This is a genomic window from Cohnella thermotolerans DSM 17683 (assembly GCF_000429825.1).
GTDB classification, from domain to species: domain Bacteria; phylum Bacillota; class Bacilli; order Paenibacillales; family Paenibacillaceae; genus Cohnella; species Cohnella thermotolerans.
On sequence record NZ_AUCP01000081.1, the window covers coordinates 1 to 20,395 of the forward strand.

Consider the following 20,395-nt stretch of genomic DNA (forward strand, 5'->3'; position numbering starts at 1 on the left):
CGCCAAAGGGTAAGTAGAAATTTTCCAACAGATCTGCCATATCCCGATTCGGCACGAACACGTTCGCTCACTCCATCTGCAAGGTTTTTTGCCAATTTTCTATGTTTTCCTTGCAGATAAATTCGACAAAAGTAGCTCAAATCCCTTGTGGAATAAGGATTTTTTGTTCGTTCAGCAAGCCCTATTTAGTATTTCTGCGTAATCACCTGCTACAATAGGAGCAGAAAAGCTAGTGCCCGCATCAGGTATTAACCTTCCATCTTTTGAAATAACCATTGAAAATGGATCATTAGGTACGGATGCATCACTACCATCCAGAATAATCGTTCCTGCATATGCGCTTAAATCCGGTTTAGAGAATCCTTGAAAACCTGGTCCGCGTCGACTATAAGGTGCAATTTGGTTTCTCTGAGAAAGACTATTTTGGTGGTCTGCACCGATAATTGATCCAACCACTACCGACAGCATCGAATCTGCCGGTGCGGATATTCTTGAATCATCATCATCCAAAATATCTTCCAGACCAAATTCCGTTTGCCAAAGCTTATGATTACCCGCCGATACAAAAAACTGTACGCCTGTTCTTGATTGTAAAGCGTCTAGTTCATACCCAATAATACTCATTTCATCTCCTTCTATAGGGGAGGAAGCGTTGGCAGATAAATTATAGATTTTAACAATATCCGAATGAGCACTTACCGCAGCCTGTATTCGCTGAATAAAGATATTTACCGGCACGTTACCATCGAGTATGTTGCAGTCAAGAATTCTAGTACGAGGGGTAATTATTGATGATGATAGCTGTTGATTAATATATTTAAAGGCCACTCGGCTTGCTACCTTAGTTCCATGATCGCTATCTCCTCCACTAGAGTCTGGAGCAACCCAATTCTTTATGATTAACGATGATAATGACTCAGGGAACATTACACCGGAGTCCAAGACAGCGACAATCGGAAGCTCTTCTAAATTAACGCTAGGATCAAGCTCAAGTTCCCCCATATCAACAGAGGCCTCTTGAGTAGTCTCTACATTAAAAAAATCTGTTTTCTCGATTCTATAAATTGCAGAATCGTTCTCGAAACGAGTCAATGCATTTGATGGGATTATGGCACGGACAACTGGCGTGTTATCCGATAAATAATAAGGTGATTCATGGACATGCCCTCGCGTTTCATTTATTTTTTCAATTAGATGCGTCAGAGCAGAATGATACAAATGGTTTTCCAAATTTGGTATCAGCATAAGTTGAATATCTAAGGTAACAGGCACCTGTGCAGAAGCGGTTAATTTTCGCAATTCACTTGAATTCTTTTCGGAACCAATGTATGGTTTGAAATCTTCAATAAAATCAAAATAAGTTCTTCCACTGCCATTACGTGTATAAGCGTCAACCCGATTTCTTAACGTTTGGAACTGACTGCTTGTTGAAGTCACGATAGCACTCCGTACATTTTTAACAGCTCTTACCTTCATACCATTAGAATCAAATAAACTCTGCTTGTCTTGAATCTTCTCCCCCTGAGGCAACTCGATATTAAATACAAGCAAATCCGAATCTGCTAAAGAATTGTCTGAAGCTACTGCTTCCAATGTTTGCTTTATTGCCTGCAAGCTGTGACTCAGTTTGGAACCATGCTCTGAAAAGGAAACATTCCTTTTTGTTGGCAACGCTCTTAAGGTTTTATCAACTCGTTGAACTTCCTCATCTGGAATCCAAAAATGACTTTTCTGCTCATCACTCATCGCTCTTTTCCTCCTTATTGAACCGATAACTCAAAGTAGATTTAGAAATCCCTGTGATTTCTTCAAGTGTACGCATCGAAATGCCACTTTTATTTAACTTATATAGGGCACGAGTATAAGCATCACTGTCTTCGCTAATCAAAAGAGAGGACTGCTTAACCCATACATTCGCAATATCTTCTTTTGTGACAATTTTAGTTTTGTGTTGCATAATACAATATTTGGCTAGAGCCTGTAAGAAAGTACCAACTTGAGCTCCGCTCATTCCTTCTGTTAAGGTCGTAAGGATCTTAATGTCCATTTCGTAAAGCTCAAGTGTCTCGTTAATAAATTTAGTGATAATGCTTTCACGTTGCTGTGCATTCGGTAGTTCTAATAAAATTGAAGTATCAAATCTTCTCCAGATTGCTGGATCAAGAAGGTGATGATGATTGGTTGCCGCAACTAAAAACACGTTAACAGGCATCGAGTCCAAATTTTGAAGCAGTGTTGTCACTACCCTCTTTAATTCCCCTAATTCGTGCGCATCATCCCTTTTTTTAGCTATGGCATCGAATTCATCAAGAAACAACACAATTCGTTTGTTCTTAACAAACTCAAAAATTTTTCTTATATTTGTTCCCGTCTGACCAAGATACGACGAGACAAGACCATCTAGCCTTACATAAGCGACTGGAATATCAATTTCTCCTGCAATTGCATTAGCTGTTAATGTCTTGCCGCAACCGGGAGGTCCACAAAGTAATATCCGATTCGTTGGAGAAACACCCTTAGTTAACAATTCCTCCGCTTGCTTTTGCTCCTCAATAATTTGAAGCAAAGCTTCTTTCGTTTTCTCTGGCAATGCTACATCAGACAATTTGACTTTGGGCTGCAATACTTCAATCAATTCTAAAGCGCTATCCTTATCTTTAGGAGTGGGTAATGCGCTTTGCACAGAAAACGACATTTCGGACAGTGGACTCGATTTAAACGAGACATTGCTTTTTTTATCGTAAGAATAGGCGCTCATAAGAGCATTAGATAATGAAGAATTTCCTTTTCGTTCTTCATCACTTGCCAGATTCTCAAGAGCTTTCTTAAACGCATCCTCATTTCCTGAACAATGCGCCTCAATTAATTTAATTATTAAACCCGACTTCATTTGTTCCCCTCAATTCATAGCTAATTATGTAATACATTATAATTCACAACCACACTTAAGTCAAAATGAATATTGGACACGATTGGACAAACCAAAATGAAATCAAGTTAAATCGCATGTAATATCAGTATTTACATTCATTAAACAGAAAATTAAATTGGACATTATTGAACTTTCTTAGTATATAAAAAGAGAACGCCTTCGATGATGAAGTAACGTTCTCTTGGGTATTCCACGATTATACAGTTCTCGAAACTATTCTCCTGCATTAAACATGTCTACACACACGACGTCCAAATCCATGTCCAAAACAACGGAAACCCCAATTTTATCTTTCAGTACCTTATTTTTGAAGTCGCTGCCGTCCTTCGTAAAAGTCATAAATCGCGCAAAGTGTTGAAAACAAAGGATTTCTACGTATCGATTCGTTGCATTCCTATTACGCACTCCACATGCCCCGTATGTGGGAAGCGACCCCGTTGCCATGGCATCTGTTATAGTCGCATATAACCGCATAAATTCAAGGATTTGGCATGCGTTATATGTTCTGTTCTCTGGATTTACTGTACTTTATCACGAATTTTTGCGGCAGTTTTACGGCAATTACGTCAATGGAGCTAACCCGAATAAGTGAGAAAAGTCTGTCCCTAAAAAAATTTCTATGGCTCATATCCGCTATTCGGGGGAATCAGGGGAACAGGGACACGCTACTTGAATATCCTTGCAGCAATTAAGTCTATTCGATCTAAATATTTATAATTCAGGAAGACAAGCGTCAATTTAGGGGGATCAGTAACGATACTTGGGGGACATGTGAAGCCATTATGCCCTCAAAGATTCTTTCTCAAACATCCTTTCTTAAACTTGTGGGATTCCTTCGCGCAGGTTATTTCAGCAACTGTTCCCTTTGCTTATTTTCCCCGCTCCTGTTGCTTTAATATCACCTTAGCTACCTCTAAAATCATCGACTGATCGGCCTTGGGTCGATTACTCAACAGTTCCAAAAGCTCCCCCAATGCATCTTCTCTTACTATCGGGTCCAGCGAACGAAACAATTCCTCCAATGACAAATTTAAGCCATGGGCGATTTTATACTGACTCTCAATGGTCAGGTTTTTCTCTCCCCGCTCCACTTGTCCTATATATTTTTCACTCAAACCGGCCAATTCACCCAATTGTTCCTGACTTAACCCTTTTTCTTTTCTAATTCTTCGAATCCGCTCTCCCAGCAGCTTTGCTATTTCCGTCACGTCAACCACCTCAAGGAAAGCTTACCTGAGGCATACCAAACTATTAAGGAACTAAAAATATCTATTTGACCATAAAAAGAAATTAGTAGTACCATTATTGTGGTCAATATTTCCTAGAAGCGATTTAGAATTTTGGCACATGCCTGTGTATGTTAATAATGAGGGGCTGAAAGATAGGAGCTACCCACCTGCAACAATTCTATAATGACCGAAAGGAGACAAACATGACCAAGCTTTATCATTCTGAATTCGTTTCAAACTTAAAAAGCGACATTACTAAGGCAAAGAAATCAATCATCATCATTTCACCGTACATAACATCGCTTGCAGTGGATAGTCTTCTAAGCGCTATCACAACAAAGCGCCTTGAAAAAATAGTTGTAACGCTCCCCTTTGGAACTGAATATTTAACCGGAGCAGTTGAATTAGAGGCACTAAAGCAGCTTCAGAAGTCCGGATTCAAGCTAAAGTCGTTAAACCTCCTTCACTCCAAAATCTACGTGATCGATAACAAAATCGCTTATATCGGCTCGGCAAATTTTACCGGCAAAGGCTGGGGCTTGATCGAGAACAGTAATATCGAAGTGATGGCCAGAGTTCAGCTTTCCGAAGTCGATGTCGACGAGATTAAAGCAACCTACTTGAACCGTTGCAATTCTCTTGAGCTTGAAGAGTTGGAACAACTAATTTCCGATGGAAGTACCTTGAGGCTGTCTTTCGAACAAATCCAAGAAAAATTAAATGACTTTATCAGAGAAAAAGTTGGCTTGGCTGAAATCAAAAACAAGTATCAGGCATTTCTCCAACACCTTAAGGAACAAAAGAAAATTGCATCATATGTCCATGAGATGAACACAAAACAGTATGGAAAAAATGTGTTCCACATAAAAAAACAAGGAGATTCTTATACCGCCAAGTTAATGTATTCAAGAAGAGCAAGCCCGGATAAAACACATCCCCATAATTACAGATTTGAACTTAGTATAAGCGCCATCGATCAAGCAAAGAAGAACAACCTAGATTTCATCATGATTCTCGAAGGTTTGGAAGGTAAAGGGAACCGCTATGTCAGACTCCCTGCAACGTTTATGAAAAACAAAATACTGAAAAGCAATTATATTAATCAGCAGTCAAAGCTGCAATTTGCCATAAGCGAGAACCAGAGCGGCTTGTACATTAGATGTTTCAACGGAGCGGGAAAGGAACAGAACAGGTTCAACATTTCCGCCTTCGAGAACAAATTATTTTAGCATGCTTTACGTTGCTAGAATTCTACGAAATGCCTGTGTATGGTGACCATGAGCAGAGGAGGCGCAAAAACTTGGGAAAACCTGCCTACTTCGGGATTGCTCCTCTTTCGGCACTGCCACGAGGAGGGATGTCACACTGTAACTGTGTTTCTTTCACTTTCACAGCAGTCGGAACAAGTCACTTAGTCCAGAATGCAAAGCACAACCATACTTCAACAAATGGAGGAGAAACATGAAATCGAAAATTGTATCCAGCTTGTTGGCCACAATGTTAGTCCTGAGTGCCCTTCTTCCTGCAAATGCTTTTGCGGAGTCGAACATCGTCAATAACGGAACGATCAACAATAACGGTATCATCAACACCGGCACAATTGTCGTCCAATTCGTAGACGTTCAGGTCAACAATTGGGCCTATGAAGCGATTTCAAGCATGAGCAGAAGAAATGTCGTGAGCGGCTACGAGGATGGTTCATTCCGTCCGAACAATCCCATCAGCCGCGAAGAATTTGCCAAAATGATTGCCGTAACCTTTTCTCTTGACTTGTCCGTGACACAAGATGTTTACTATAGCGATGTGCCTCCAACCCGATGGTCATATCCATACATACTGGCTACAAAGGAGTATGTCACTGGATACTACCCTCCGAAAGGCCAACCATTCTTCGACCCGACCGCCAACGCAACGCGGGAAGATGTCGCAACAGCCTTGGTGAAAATCATGGGGTTGAGTACGGAAAAATACAGTTCTCACTTCACGGATGAGGACGACATTTCTCCAAAGCTCAGAAAATACGTAAACGTGGCTGCTGATCATAAATTGATAAGCGGTTATCCTGACGGTACCTTCAAACCGCAAAATCCGATTACGCGTGCCGAAATCGCAGTCTTGTTGTATCGGGCGATAAAAGGGATAAGCGACGACGGTAGGGCTGATTCTCCAGATCATCAATCAGAACCAGTTGGGCAATCACCCGATCAGACAGCCGAAAGCCAAAATTCATCGTTCAAAGCGCCAGACCTTTGGGCCGATGTCGTCAAAAATGACTCCCTACCGGGAGAACCAATCACGATTCTTATTAAAGGCGAAACCACACCAAGATCAACCGTGACCATCAACGGAGACAACGTCATGGTAGACCTCGATGGCAGTTTTAGCGTCAATATCCCTGTCACAAAGGACGGCACTTACAATTTTGAAATCAAGTCCAGCTATAAGGGACTCGACACCGTAATAAACAAGAGCATAACGATTACGATTGACCCTCCCAAACTTAGTTTAGAAGAGCCTGACCCGAAATACGTAACCTACAACACAGGCTATAATATCTGGTTTGATTGGGTAGACAAATATGATAGCCAGCCGACATTGTACGTTAATGGTGAAAAAAGGACATACTTGCTTGGCGGCGGTCGTGGAACCAACGGTTATAGCGGTTCATTCCAAGTTAGTCTTCAAAATGGGGAAAATGAGTTCACCATCAAACTGGTTAACAGATACGGAAAAGAAAGCAATACCGTGACAAAGGTTGTGTATCACCAACCAAACAACAGATGAAGGGACTGATAAAGTTGACTGATCAGAACGATGCGCAAAAATTAAACTCCAACTCAACACAGGATGCCATTGACCGGGTGCTAGAGGAACTTCGGAAGGAACTCAAAGCGGAGGGCAAATCAGACAAGGAAATCGAATACATTTTGGATAGATTCAGTTAGGAAGAATTCATAACACCCGGTAGAGGGACGTTTCATCAATACCTCTTCCGGGTGTTCGTTCAACCTGCAATCTTGATAAGTCATGGCTTGACAAGGAGGCAACTGTTTGTGAAGAGATTGAAGACGATGAGTTTTACCAGCTTACTGGCGGTTGCTGCATTCGTAACAGTGAGTATCACATTAGCAGTCAATAACTGGAGCATAAAAGAGATATTAAGGAGAATCATGCCACCTAATGAAAAATCAATTGTTCAAAAAGTGGAACGAGAATTTTGGCATGCGATCAAAACTGAAGACTATGAGAGAGCCGGATCACTTGTTGTTCTGTCAACTACCGTACAGATACCGGAAGAAGAGCTTCGTAAATTTCGCAATAAATTGAATCAAGTTCTAATTCCTTCAAAATTGGATTTGTTTGTAGTAGATCAGTTGGAATTCTCGGAAAAAGTTGTTTCCATAAATGACCGTTCTGCCAAGGTAGTCTGGATTTTTACAAATTTCTATGAGGGTGAAGTAAATAGCAAAGTGACGTTGGAATTTAACATGATCAAAACTGAAACAAATCAGTGGAAAATTGACTTGCAAAGCTTTCACAAAAAATTAGATGAAAACTTAGACTCAAGAAATCAAAATTCAGTCGATGAAGCTGCAAATGTGGAGACTTCGAAATCAGCAATTGGAAAGGAGACTACACATCCAACAAGTCAACAACCACAACAAAACGAACCAAGTGCACCGGAAGAAGATGCCGTTCTTTCTTTAGAGGGCTGGACCGCAGGAGAACGGTTCTCGGAAGTTCAACACAAAATTCCTCAGAATGTATCCATTGAATACGATAATTTGTGGGATACTTACATAATTAATTTGGAAGGAAGCTCACTCCAATTCACAGGCGGAGGAATTTTGGATTTCATACTGGTTTCCAAGGACGGTTTGGGGCTAAGCAACGGGTTGAAAGTTGGAGCTTCAGAGGGAATAATTAGCGATTATATGGGAACACCATCAGCTCTACAATTTAATCCTGATTACACCTATTACGATTTTGAAAAAGAAAACTACGATATTATCATCTTTACCAAAAGCGGTATGGTCGACAGTATACGAATGAAGTATAAAGGCGAATACTCTCAGCAAGACCAAATCGCCATCTCCAAATTTTATAAATCGATTAATAATAACCCAGAGAATGGAGAACACGAATCGACAGCTTCGTCTTCCGGCCAAAAAGTGCAGACACAGGCAAAAAAATTTGATAAGCAGGAACTAAATAATATATGGCTTGATCTTGCGAACAAAGTTGCAAGCTACACGGTTATTACTCGAAGCAACAAAACGGATAATGAAGTACTGAAAAGATTAAATGAAGTTTTAGATGAACTAGAAGATATCTTATCGCTACTGGAAAGTTCCGAACATGAAAACGAAGATAACTCTTTGTACTGGAATGTAAGGAACCATGCCCAGCAGGTGGATGATTTGTATTTTAATAAAGCTTTGGGGCTACAGCTTAAAATAAATGGAGAAGAAGAAAAGGTCTACTCCCCTTTTCTAAAAGAAGCCGATTCCATAGAAAAATCACTTTATAAATAAGCATTTACCTATATCGATGAGCTGGGGAACCATTGGAACCCCGGCTTATTTTTATAATTCGTTCTCAAGATATCTTCCTCCCCTGCTACTTCCGAAGCCGGTGATTTTTCGGAAATCATCAACAAAGAAAGGACTGGTTAAAGTGCATCTGACCAAGCAAGATAAAGAATGTCTAATTGCCTTATTAAGATATCACTTTGGACACAACCGTGTAACAAGCATTAATGAAATTAGGGATGAAATAAGAGAAGCAAACGCAACATTAGCCGCAAAGTTGAAAAAAGCAAGTAAGCACCTTGGTTTCAAAGCTTACCTGACAAAATACTTTCTCAAAAACTTCATTAACGAAGGCTGGCTAACTGTAACCAATGAATGTATACAGGTGAATTTATCTCCCACTCGCTGCTCATTTTGCTTTGCGGCTATTGAGGATGTTTACTTGGTTGATATTGATTTAAATCGATATTGCGGGTGGAACTGTGCCGAAAAATCGCCTTACTATTGCAAACCGTATGAAAGTAACTTGGACATGTACAGCAGTCTATTCGAGCGATTTTCAAAGTGGTTGCCGCTATGCCGACAACTAACCGCAAACATATTAAATGCATCAACCAGTGAGGGTGCGAAAGAGCTATTATCTGAAATTGGTAGATATTTGGATGACGTGTATTGGGATGATTTTCTTCCTCCTCACGAAAACCGAAGCTGTATTGATTCCGAGATTTACCGAATGCTGACGACGCTCCGGAAACAAGCAGACAACCTGCAAAAGCTGATACATGACATTGAAGATACTGCCAACAGTTCAAACCTTTGTGTCCAATGCGCAAAACCAGTCGATGAACGGTACGTGGTTAATCAGAGAGGGCAGTATTTCTGTTCGGAAGAGTGCCACGAAATCTATCATGAACTTTATGCCGATGAATTTAAGGAAATGGATGACGATCACCCGTATTACTTTGATTACTCATCCATCCGTCAGGAGTTTATTTACTGGACTGAATGGAAGTCGCTCCTTCAAAAGAAGGCCGAGTCCTGTTGTTACCTGAACGCCCATGCTCAATGGAATGCAGATGATTTTATTGACGAACTGGACGACATCATATGGGAATACAGGGATTATATCCAAACCGATGGAGATGACGGCATATTCGCCAGAGAGATTTACAACTATACTTTGAAGCTGCGGCATATTCAGCAGCAGCTTTTGAAATGGAGACCGGAACGAGCCATTTATTACGGTATCTATTTTTATGACTGTGAGCAGGACATAGCCGAAAAACTGCTTGAAGAGATTCGCGCGGCGGAAAGTGATGAGGTTGTTCAAACCTTAGATCAACATTCACACCCCTTTCATGAGCATTTCGATTACATTTTTAAAACGGCACAGGAGCGGGACAGTATATTCAGCCTGCTTTCCCCCTATTTTGAGAGCAAAGGATTTCATTTGAGGACTTATTCCGCCCATTTATGTGACGGAGGCTGTGGCGATTATTTGGATTTGAGTGATAGTCTCTACTGGCAAAACGGATGGTTTTATTGCGAAAGCTGCCTTGATAATTATGACGTTGGAGAACTGAGTTTAGACGAATTAAAGCGCTTGTTAACATACTTCGAGATTCACAATGAAGAGCTACAGCGAATTATACATGATAATCACGGGGACTATGACCGTTACAAAAGCATGATTCGAAGAGCTTGTCGAATTCATCAAATCGAATTTCCTGCTTGGGCCGAAAATTTGTGAATCGATCAAAATTGAAAGAAGGAACAAAAATGGCGAATGAACTTTTTATGCGAAATGGAGAACTGCGACCCGAACACCCGGAAACGGAACTTTTCCCTGATTTTTATGTTGCGCAGCATGCGGAAAAATTTCTTGATTGTATCGAAAAAATTGCTCCTGACGTTGTTAGTGATCTATTAGCTTTAGAAGATGACTTCCGTTCTGCCTTAAAAAAATGCAAAGGAATTGCAACGCTCTATCATGCCATCATGAACCCATGTTCAACTTCGGAAGAAGAGATTGGAAAATTAAGAAATCATATATATGAGTGGGCCAAGAAATACAACCTTATCGATCATGAATTACACTGTAGGCAATATATCCGTGTTGGCTTTTTATTTCTTCGCGACTTCATAGATCATGGAGAGTGCAGCCTGTCTGACTGTGTTGATTATCCGAATGACTCGGAATTCAATTTTGGAACTCTATTTCCCATTCGATTTATTCCAAAACCTGAAATGCTGGTTTATAAATCCATGCAACTCAACAAAACAATGAAAAAACAAGTTTATGAAAATAAGATTGCCGATATAAAAAACTTTGAATCTGACTTGGATAGTGAACTATCCCGCTCAACAACCATTGGCTGCGGTTGGGACCCAAGGAAGATGCCAAGGGAAAAATTCAGAGATATTATTACTGGGCTATTCGAGGATTATCTTAAAATGTCCCTTGACCGGACGGAACAATTTATTAAAAAACATGGTTTCACTGCCTCAACGGGTGAAAGACAAAATAATCATACCGAATGGCTGGTCAGGTATCAGATTCTTAACGAGGATTATAACAAAATCGCTGATTTCTACAACAGCACCGACATTTCGGGAAAATTGATTAACAAACCACTATCTCCTAGCGCCGTTCGTAAGGGCATTCTAAAAATGGCACAGCTTCTTAATTTGCACCTACGCGAATATTCGAAATAGAAAAAAAGGAATTAACGATTTTTTCTTAATTCCACGAACTCAAAGCACCTCCATGACAAAATGAAATCAAATTTACGGAGGTGCTTTGACATGGAAAGAGTTTTATTGACATTACCCGAAGTTGCCAAAATTTTGGGTATCACCAAGGAACGCGCCTATGCGATTGCGCGGAAAGGGCTGCTTCCTACCGTCCGAATCGGTAGACAGATTCGAGTAGACCAAGAACAACTGAATAGCTGGATTAAAAGCGGCGGACAGGCTTTATCCGGAGGATGGAGGCGGTGTCAATGAATAGACCGGCGCAACCTGACCAACAGCAAACGGCCCGCTTCTTTCAACTCCTGTACGGAAATAGGGAAAACGGATGGCTTAATATTTGGGAGAAGCAAGGCAAAAAATCGATTTGGTATCCTGTTGGGAAGCTCCATGAAGCACTATCTGAAATTTCAGGACTTGCTCTAAACAAGCACGATGTCTATTATGGCGTCGGACTTCAAAGGGAAAATAAATCGGGTACGGCACGTGGAAAATCGTCGGATGTGTCCTTTCTTCCGGGAGTTTGGATGGACATTGATTGTTCCGAAGGTAGTCATGCCAAAAAAGGGCTCCCTTCTTTCAGGGAAGCAGAAGATTTCATAAACTCCTTCCCGCTCCAACCGTCTCTCGTTGTTAATAGCGGCGGTGGGTACCATATTTATTGGCTGTTAGAGCAAGGCATTGAGATCACAACTCCTAAAGAAAACAAGCAGGTTTCGGAATTGGTCAGAAATTTTCAAAATGTCCTGCGCCAAATAGGCTTTCAACATGGCTGGGAATTTGATAACACATCCGACTTGGCGCGGATTCTGAGGATTCCGGGAACGTTGAATTATAAGGATAACGTTTCTCCAAAAGAAGTAAAAATTGTTTCGGAGAACGAGATCAGATATTCTTGGGAAGCTTTCAGCAGCTTCATTGAAGAAAATAGCCTATCTGATTTCCATAATGAAACCAATGGCTCCAAGGTTAGTGAATATCCGCCTTCAGATGCAGAACTAATCCTTGAAAAATGCGCTTTCTTACGACATTGTCAAGATGAGGCAGCAACATTAACGGAACCAAAATGGTTTGCCATGATAAACGTTCTTTCCTTTGCCGAAAACGGAGCGGGACTGATTCATCACCTAAGTCAGCCTCACCCAAAATATACCGAAAAAGAAACAAACGACAAAATTAGTCGGGCTCTTGGAAAGAACGGAATAGGCAAACCCATGACATGCGCCACAATACAAGAACAGTGTGGCGATTCCTTGTGCCGAAACTGCCCTTATAAAGATCGCATTAAATCCCCGATTGTGCTTGGAATGAAACAACAGTACCCTCTTACTGACTTGGGGAATGCGGAGCGTTTCTGTCAACAACACAAAGGGAATATACGATTTCATGCCAAAAAGGGAACCTGGATGATATGGGATGGTACACGTTGGAGAGAAGACGATACCGAACAAATCATTCAATTGGCAAAGGAAACCGTTCGCTCCATTCATAAGGAATGTGATTTTACGGAAGATGAATCGGAACAGGTCAAAATACGTAAATTTGCCTTCAAGTCTGAAGCCGAGTCGAAAATCAGGGCTTTTCTGAAGCTAGCACAAGCAGAAAAGGGTATCCCCGTCCTCCCTGATGAACTGGATGCTGCCCCTTGGAAATTGAATATATCGAATGGAGTAGTTGACCTGAAAACGGGTAAACTGCTTCCTCACGACCCAAATTACTTAATGACCAAGATTGCACCCGTTCAATTCGTTCCCGGAGCAACCTGTCCGAACTGGTTACGGTTTATTCATAGAATTATGGGTGGCAATCAAGAATTAATTGAATATATCCAACGAGCGATTGGTTACAGTCTTACAGGGGATACGTCTGAACAAGTTCTATTCCTTTTGAATGGAACAGGGAGAAACGGCAAAAGCACACTTCTGACCACCATTCAGAAATTACTTGGTGACTATGCTCAACAAACACCATCAGACACTCTGATGTCCAAAAACAAGACGGGTATTAACAATGATATCGCTCGACTGGACGGTATCCGGTTTGTTTCTGCATCGGAAACGGACGAAGGCAAGCGGTTAGACGAATCTCTAATAAAGCAACTGACAGGCGGAGACAAGATAACGGCAAGATTTCTCTTTCGGGAGTATTTCGAGTTCAAACCTCAGTTCAAATTGTTCTTGGCGACAAACCATTTGCCGAACATTCGAGGCGGCGATGAAGGAATATGGCGAAGAATTCGTCTCATCCCTTTTGAAGTCCGTATCCCGGAAAACGAAATCGACACCCAACTTGGCAATAAACTTCATCAAGAGTTGCCGGGCATATTGATTTGGGCAATCCAAGGCTGTCTGAAATGGCAGGCAGTAGGACTTCAAACGCCCAGAGTAGTACAAGACGCCACGGATAGGTATAGGCGCGAGATGGACACCATAGGGAATTTTATATTTGAACGATGTTTTGTAGGTGATTCAGCAGAATCCACGATTGCTACTCTGTATGAAGACTACAGGCATTGGGCAGTTGAAGCCGGAGAGTACGTTCTCTCTCAACGTGAGTTCACAAAGCGTCTTAGAGAAAGAGGCTTTGAAGACAAGAGAATTGGGAAAAACGGAAGTCGAGGATTCAGAGGCATAAAAGTCAAGCCGCTGGTTACCCGTTAACTTCCGCTACGAAACTGACAATACTGACCATATAATCCTACTACCCGCAAAATCAGTACCAATTTCTTTTTCTGAAAACCTATAATTTTTCGGTCAGTATTGTCAGCAAATACATTTCCTTATTGATTTAGGAAGGCATAGGGTGATTATAATGAGAAAACTATTTCCGAAACCTGTAGTTGATCGTCATTTGGCATTAAGTATAACCGATCTATTCAAAGCCCAACTCCTTACCGAAGGAAACCAGTTTCAATGGGTTTGGCTTAAAAATCAGAATCCACTTGTAACAATATCGCTGATACTTTTTAATAATTCAATTTTTATCACTGGAAATTCAATTCAGGCCGTGTCAGTCCGCTTGACTTACACAACTTGTAATTACGGAGGAACACGCCCTTGGTTCAAATGTCCAGCATGCGGACGTCGGGTGGAAAAACTCTACTTGGCTAAAAGGCTCTTACGTTGCCGACATTGCCATGGACTAACTTACATAAGCTGTCAAACATCCCGTAATCATCTGATGAAAATGCTATTACAGAGCCGCAGAATCAAGCAAAAGCTGTTCGTTAGGGGACTTCTTAATTCAAAAAAATGTCTTGTAACTCGCCCGAAATGGATGCATTCCTCCACATATCGCAAGCTTCGGAATGAATTCATATGTTCAGAAAGATGCTTATCGCAGGCATTTTATTATCAGTTGGATTCTCTTCTGAAAAAAATGAATTGAGGAAAGTATAACGTCTTGTTAGTAATCGCTTGTCAAATCCGATTACCACAAGACTGAATGGAGTGAAGTAAAATGGAAAAAATCACATTGACAGTTAAAGAAGCCGCGAAGTTGACTGGCTTGTCTGCGACGACGATTTACAACATGTGCGCGGCTGGACAATTGCCACATACAAAGGCAAGAAAGAGAATTTTACTTTATAAGCCAACGCTCGAAAAGTGGCTGGCTGGCGAACTGCCGGAATCGAAACGAGCATAAAAACTGGTTCGGGTGTGAAAAGCAGACCAAAACCCCTATCAAACAAAATGGAAAAAGAGCATTTTCATCTGACCCGCTTCAACGGTAAGGGTTCTTATGATAGCCAGCCCGGAACATCGGAAGCCCCAATATGTCGATTACCTTTTCTTCAAATCCTGTATCACAAATAGACTTACTGTGAAGTCGGTTCTTCTGGAATATACTCTAGGATGTCGCCGGGCTGGCAATTAAAGACCTTGCATAAAGCGTTCAGATGCTCTTTCCCGATCTCCTTAATCGTTTCACGATAGTACGCTGAAAGAGTTGCCGGGCGAATCCCCGTTCTTTCGGAGAGTTCCTTTTGGGTCATTTTATATTTGCCAAGCATGTCTGATACCTTAATCTTTATCATTTCGCAGCTCCTCATCGTTACCTTAATAGTAATAATATATCACTAAGAGAATGATCGATCAATTTTTCGTAATATATTTACTTTTAACGTATTGAATAATTACTCTAAGCGTAATATAATACACTACAAAAGTTATATTGTTACGCTAGGGGGAATAATATGTTTGCTGCCACCAAATTACTGCTGGTGCAATCAGCAAATACGTTAGAACTGCCCAGATCGGCGGTGAAGACGGAATGAATTGCAGTAAAAAAGCTATATGGCTGGCCTGTAACTCCGAATATGGCGAACGCCTTGCGGAAATCACCAAGGAACACGTTTCGCTGGCGAAGGAATTAACTATTAACGGCCGGTTTATGACCGCCAGAGATCGGGAAATCGTTATGAGCCGCGTTGAGGCCCTGCGGCAGGAGCGGGACGGAATTATTTCGCTATTTGAGTAATACGACGTATCGACAGTTATTAGCCGTTGCGCAATTATTTTTTGATAAATAAAGGAGATGTCACAAATGGCAAACCATCGTCAACGCGGCAAAAACTCTTGGGAACTTACCGTAAGCCTCGGACGCGGCGTAGACGGAAAATATATCCGGCGTACAAAGACGATTAGTGTCGAGGACGAGCGCATTCTACGAGCGCCCAAGCGTCTGGAGACTTATTTGGAACAAGAATGGCTTAAGTTCAAAGAGGAAGTGGAAGCGGGAGAATACATAGCGCCAGCTAAGCTCACATTTAGCCGATTCGTAGAGCTGTGGAAGGAAAAATATGCGAACAGGCATCTTGAGCGGAAAACGCTATACTCCTACATGGTGAATCTGAACACTCGTATCTTGCCTGCATTCGGGAGATTTCAACTCGATCAAATAAAACCACTGCACATCGTCGATTTCCTTGAATCACTTGGGAAAGCGGGAAACCGTAAAGACGACAAGGCAGGCACGCTATCGAGCGGAACGATTGAAATGAACCACAGGGTATTAAAAAACATCTTCTCCCGAGCCGTTGAGTGGAAGGTCATTAAGACGAATCCAGTGGCGGATGTCAAAAAGCCAAAAGTTGTCTACAAAGAAATCATTCCATACGATGAAACGGAAGTACGAACTATGTTACAAGCCCTCCAGCGAGAGCCGTATCATTGGCGAATGATGATCACGTTGGCACTTACTACCGGGATGCGCCGTGGTGAACTGCTCGGTCTGGAATGGAAGCATATCGACTGGAAATCCGGCGTCATTGACGTTCAGCAAAGCGTTTCAATCTCCCTGAAAGGCGAGATCATTGTCAAAGAACCGAAGACGAAGAATTCCAAACGAAAAATATCGTTGCCACCTTCGGTCTTGGAGGAATTGCGAGATTATTACGCATATCGCGTGAAGGAGCGGGATAAAATCGCAGACGCTTGGAGAGGCTGCAATGATAGTGAAGGCAACGAACGGCATTTTGTATTCTGTCATATGGACGGAACCCCGTTCCATCACGAGCGTCCCTACCTGTGGTTTCGGGGATTCGTCAAGAAGAACGGTCTCCGCTATATCCGCTTCCATGATCTGCGTCATACTTCAGCAACATTGCTCATAAATCAAGGCGTCCATGCTAAAGTAATTTCTGAACGACTTGGACATGGCAGCATTACAACCACAATGAACATTTACGGGCATGCCCTCCGTTCCGCCGATCAAGCCGCTGCCGATAAGTTCGAAAATCTGTTCAATATTGATGCTAAACAGACAGATCAAAAGACGTCGGGGTAATATTCCTCCCAGCGTCTTTTTCTTTTATACTCGTTTATACCGACTGTTATTTGGTATAATTACCCATGAAGTACATCTACATGGGGAGTAGAATCCGACATGAAAACACTTGTCCTTGAATTACAAGAGGATACTTACAATTCGGCTAGCGATATTACATCCCTTTTGAAAAAAAGCGCGAGCGGCTCAAGAATAATAAAGCTCATTTGCTAATTGCATATATCTATGGTATCATTTCGTAAAAAATATGGACAGAGGAAGCACCTCTTTTTCGCAAATTGCGAGGGGGTGCTTTTTATGTCCTGACGAAGTCTTATAAAATGAAGCTCCCCGCAGCAAACTGCGAGGAATTAGACTCTCAGAGACTAAACGAATATCTTCTCTTCTTCTCTTTTATGCTATAAACTATTATAATATACCTGTTCCCCAAGGAGGTAAAATAATTGAATACCAGATATACCGCAATCGACCTTTTTGCAGGTGCAGGGGGAATGTCGCTTGGCTTTGAACAAGCGGGTTTCGATGTTCTTGCGGCGGTTGAATACGACCCGATACACGCATCCGTTCATCAATATAATTTTCCGCAAACGAAGGTTATATGTGCCGATGTAAGTAAAATTTCCGGTTATGAAATTCTTGAACAGGTCGGTATGAAACCCGGAGAAATTGACGTTGTTTTCGGCGGACCTCCTTGTCAAGGGTTCTCCATGATCGGTAGAAGACTTGCCGACGACGCTCGGAATGTTCTCTTATTCCACTTTTATAAAATAATAAGCGAGATTCGTCCTAAGTATTTTGTAATGGAGAATGTATCCGGCCTTACAATGGGAACCGCCAAAAATCTCCTTCAAACAATAATTAACGAGTTCCAAGGAATCGGTTACGAAATAACTTTACCTTATAAAGTTTTGAACGCTTCTTCTTTCGGAGTACCGCAAAGTAGGAAGAGACTGTTTCTTTATGGAGCATACAAGGGGAATCCATTGATCGAATACCCTACACCAACTGTTATACCAAGAGAAATAAAAGGAATGTCTCCAACTTTTAAGCTTAACGATCTTCCGATAGGACCATCTGTCCAAGACGCTATTGCAGATTTACCCGATGTAGATTTATTCGAGGAATTGTTAGCTCAAGATTGGATTGAGTTCGAAGTAGAACCAAAAAGCGATTACGCCCGTTACCTTGCAGGACTTCTTGCCGATAAAGAAGACCTATCGTGGCCCAGAAATCATAATCGAAAAATTTTAACGTCCTCAATGCGTACCAAACACAACGATGAATCGAAACAGAGATTTATGGCAACCGAGCATGGACATGTCGAACCCGTTAGCCGCTTTCTCAAGCTTCATCCCGACGGCGTATGCAATACATTGAGAGCGGGAAGCGATAGTAAGCATGGAGCTTTTACAAGCCCAAGACCTATCCATTACCTGTATCCTAGAGTAATAACCGTTAGAGAAGCCGCTCGTTTGCATTCGTTTCCCGATTGGTTCAGATTTCACGTAACTAAGTGGCACGGTTTCAGGGAAGTGGGCAATGCCGTCCCGCCGTTATTAGCAAGAGCAGTAGCAAAACAAATTGCCTTTGCCTTAGGCGGTAATTTGAATCGTCCTACACAAGTTTTAAGCCTTTTGAACGAGGAATTGCTTTCTTTTACTATGGTAGCCGCCGCGAAAGAACATAATGTTTCCAAGGACGTTGTTGGAACAAGAGACCGCGAAGCGATTATTGAAGGAGGTAGTAGAGTGGCATCTAAATACGACAAAATAATCACGGACATTTTTTTCACTTATTATCGAGACGGACTACGCGAATTCGACTTTGTACGCGAAGACATTGAACGATCAGCCGACAAACTTGGTATAAGATTGCCTAAAAATATCGGAGACGTGATATATTCCTACCGATTTAGAAAAGCGTTTCCGAAGGAAATTCTCGATACTTGTTCGGGAGAAGAAGAGTGGACAATCGAAGGAATCGGGGATGCAAAATATCGCTTTAAGCTTTATTCGTCGGGAGCAAAAATCTCTCCAAGCCCCAACATGTTTCAGATAAAAATACCCGATTCCACTCCTGAAATTATCGCCAAATATGCCTTTTCGGATGAACAAGCTCTCTTGGCTAGAGTTCGTTACAACCGTTTAATTGACATCTTTACAGGAATAACGACTTATTCTCTACAAAACCATTTAAGGACCAAAATTCCAAGTATTGGTCAGATTGAGATTGATGAAATTTACGTTGGAGTAAATAAAAAAGGCGAACACTTTATTATTCCAGTACAAGCCAAAATCGGCGGCGACAATATCGGCATCACACAAGTAAAACAAGACCTTGAATATTGCAATTATCGATACCCTACCCTTAAACACAAGGCTATCGCAGTTCATGCGAAAGAACCGAATTTAATCGCTATGTTTGAATTAGTCATTCAAAACGACGAATTGAAGGTTGTCGAAGAACGACATTACATATTAGTCCCTGCATCGGAAATTTCCGAAGACGATTTAAGAATAATGGGAGATATAGGCCATAATTAACCTTTACACACGCCCGAGGGTATTTCTTCGGGCAATTTCTTTTTAACTTTTGAAATAAGATCATAAATCCTATTTATACAACTTTCGAAATCGTCCTTTAATTCATGTTCCCAAATTCTAAGGATGTTCCAATTGTTTTCTTTATAATATCGGGTAATTGACATGTCCCGCTCTCTATTGCGTTCCAACTTAGCTAACCAAAATTCAACATTCGACTTTGGTATCTTACAGTGGATTGGGCACATGTGCCAAAAACAAGAATCGATAAAAACGACTATCTTAGGGCTTGCTGAACGAACAAAAAATCCTTATTCCACAAGGGATTTGAGCTACTTTTGTCGAATTTATCTGCAAGGAAAACATAGAAAATTGGCAAAAAACCTTGCAGATGGAGTGAGCGAACGTGTTCGTGCCGAATCGGGATATGGCAGATCTGTTGGAAAATTTCTACTTACCCTTTGGCGGGAAGCTTAATCCTGGGAATCGCTGGGTACAGCTTGCCGCACTCATCCCTTGGGATAAAGTGGAAGAGAAATACTTCCAATCCTTCTCATCGATCGGCATCGGTCAAAAAGCATATTCGGTTCGCATTGCACTCGGTGCCCTCATCATCAAGGAGCG

Annotated in this window: 16 protein-coding genes; 12 read left to right on the forward strand and 4 right to left on the reverse strand. The window is 41.5% G+C overall.

From position 1 onward, the window contains the following. Positions 1–171: 171 nt before the first annotated feature. The 3 genes from G485_RS29190 to G485_RS0114985 form a co-directional block, all read right to left on the reverse strand. Positions 172–1,746, reverse strand: coding sequence for a S8 family peptidase (locus tag G485_RS29190; RefSeq protein ID WP_084423329.1), 1,575 nt, complete (start codon positions 1,744–1,746; stop codon positions 172–174). Further along, positions 1,739–2,890, reverse strand: a complete 1,152-nt coding sequence (locus G485_RS0114975) for an ATP-binding protein (RefSeq protein ID WP_027093222.1) — start codon at positions 2,888–2,890, stop codon at positions 1,739–1,741. Before G485_RS0114975 ends, G485_RS29190 begins: the two co-directional genes overlap by 8 nt. A gap of 911 nt (positions 2,891–3,801) precedes the next feature. Continuing rightward, entirely contained in the window at positions 3,802–4,140 is a 339-nt protein-coding gene (locus G485_RS0114985; protein ID WP_027093224.1) for a helix-turn-helix domain-containing protein, read from the reverse strand. Positions 4,141–4,364: 224 nt separating this feature from the next. On the opposite strand from G485_RS0114985, the gene G485_RS0114990 reads away from it, so the two are divergent. The 8 genes from G485_RS0114990 to G485_RS0115030 all read left to right on the forward strand — a co-directional run bounded on the left by G485_RS0114990 (position 4,365) and on the right by G485_RS0115030 (position 15,089). Then, positions 4,365–5,390, forward strand: coding sequence for a phospholipase D-like domain-containing protein (locus tag G485_RS0114990; RefSeq protein WP_027093225.1), 1,026 nt, complete (start codon positions 4,365–4,367; stop codon positions 5,388–5,390). 232 nt (positions 5,391–5,622) lie between these two features. Continuing rightward, positions 5,623–6,945, forward strand: a complete 1,323-nt coding sequence (locus tag G485_RS0114995) for an S-layer homology domain-containing protein (RefSeq protein ID WP_027093226.1) — start codon at positions 5,623–5,625, stop codon at positions 6,943–6,945. A gap of 269 nt (positions 6,946–7,214) precedes the next feature. Further along, positions 7,215–8,696 (forward strand): hypothetical protein, encoded by a 1,482-nt coding sequence (locus G485_RS0115005; protein WP_027093227.1) that lies wholly within the window; start codon positions 7,215–7,217, stop codon positions 8,694–8,696. Between the two features lie 16 nt (positions 8,697–8,712). Continuing rightward, entirely contained in the window at positions 8,713–10,443 is a 1,731-nt protein-coding gene (locus tag G485_RS29975) for a hypothetical protein (protein ID WP_156922375.1), read from the forward strand. 29 nt (positions 10,444–10,472) lie between these two features. After that, on the forward strand, positions 10,473–11,408 hold the full coding sequence (locus tag G485_RS0115015) for a hypothetical protein (RefSeq protein WP_027093229.1): 936 nt from the start codon (positions 10,473–10,475) through the stop codon (positions 11,406–11,408). A 90-nt stretch (positions 11,409–11,498) separates the two neighbouring features. After that, a complete protein-coding gene (locus G485_RS0115020; protein WP_027093230.1) occupies positions 11,499–11,699 on the forward strand; it encodes a helix-turn-helix domain-containing protein in 201 nt (66 codons plus the stop codon). Beyond that, positions 11,696–14,104, forward strand: coding sequence for a DNA primase family protein (locus tag G485_RS28495; protein WP_051318316.1), 2,409 nt, complete (start codon positions 11,696–11,698; stop codon positions 14,102–14,104). Before G485_RS0115020 ends, G485_RS28495 begins: the two co-directional genes overlap by 4 nt. Positions 14,105–14,903: 799 nt before the next feature. After that, positions 14,904–15,089: a helix-turn-helix domain-containing protein gene (locus tag G485_RS0115030; RefSeq protein WP_027093231.1), complete on the forward strand. Its 186-nt coding sequence runs from the start codon at positions 14,904–14,906 to the stop codon at positions 15,087–15,089. Positions 15,090–15,261: 172 nt separating this feature from the next. Here the strand turns inward: G485_RS0115030 and G485_RS0115035 are convergent, their stop codons facing one another. Then, complete coding sequence (locus G485_RS0115035) at positions 15,262–15,480, reverse strand: helix-turn-helix domain-containing protein (RefSeq protein ID WP_027093232.1); 219 nt, start codon at positions 15,478–15,480, stop codon at positions 15,262–15,264. 236 nt (positions 15,481–15,716) lie between these two features. Here G485_RS0115035 and G485_RS0115040 point away from each other — a divergent pair, with 236 nt between their 5' ends. From G485_RS0115040 to G485_RS0115055, 4 genes are all read left to right on the forward strand, one after another. After that, positions 15,717–15,923, forward strand: coding sequence for a hypothetical protein (locus G485_RS0115040; protein WP_027093233.1), 207 nt, complete (start codon positions 15,717–15,719; stop codon positions 15,921–15,923). Positions 15,924–15,989: 66 nt separating this feature from the next. Continuing rightward, the gene (locus G485_RS0115045) at positions 15,990–17,231 is read left to right on the forward strand and encodes a tyrosine-type recombinase/integrase (RefSeq protein ID WP_027093234.1); all 1,242 of its coding nucleotides are present in this window, start codon (positions 15,990–15,992) and stop codon (positions 17,229–17,231) included. A gap of 443 nt (positions 17,232–17,674) precedes the next feature. After that, positions 17,675–19,774 carry a DNA cytosine methyltransferase gene (locus G485_RS29195; protein WP_080835193.1) on the forward strand — a complete coding sequence of 700 codons (2,100 nt, stop codon included), beginning with the start codon at positions 17,675–17,677 and terminating at the stop codon, positions 19,772–19,774. 424 nt (positions 19,775–20,198) lie between these two features. Then, positions 20,199–20,395, forward strand: a 197-nt coding sequence (locus G485_RS0115055) for a transposase (protein WP_035156456.1), incomplete at its 3' end; no start/stop codon positions are given.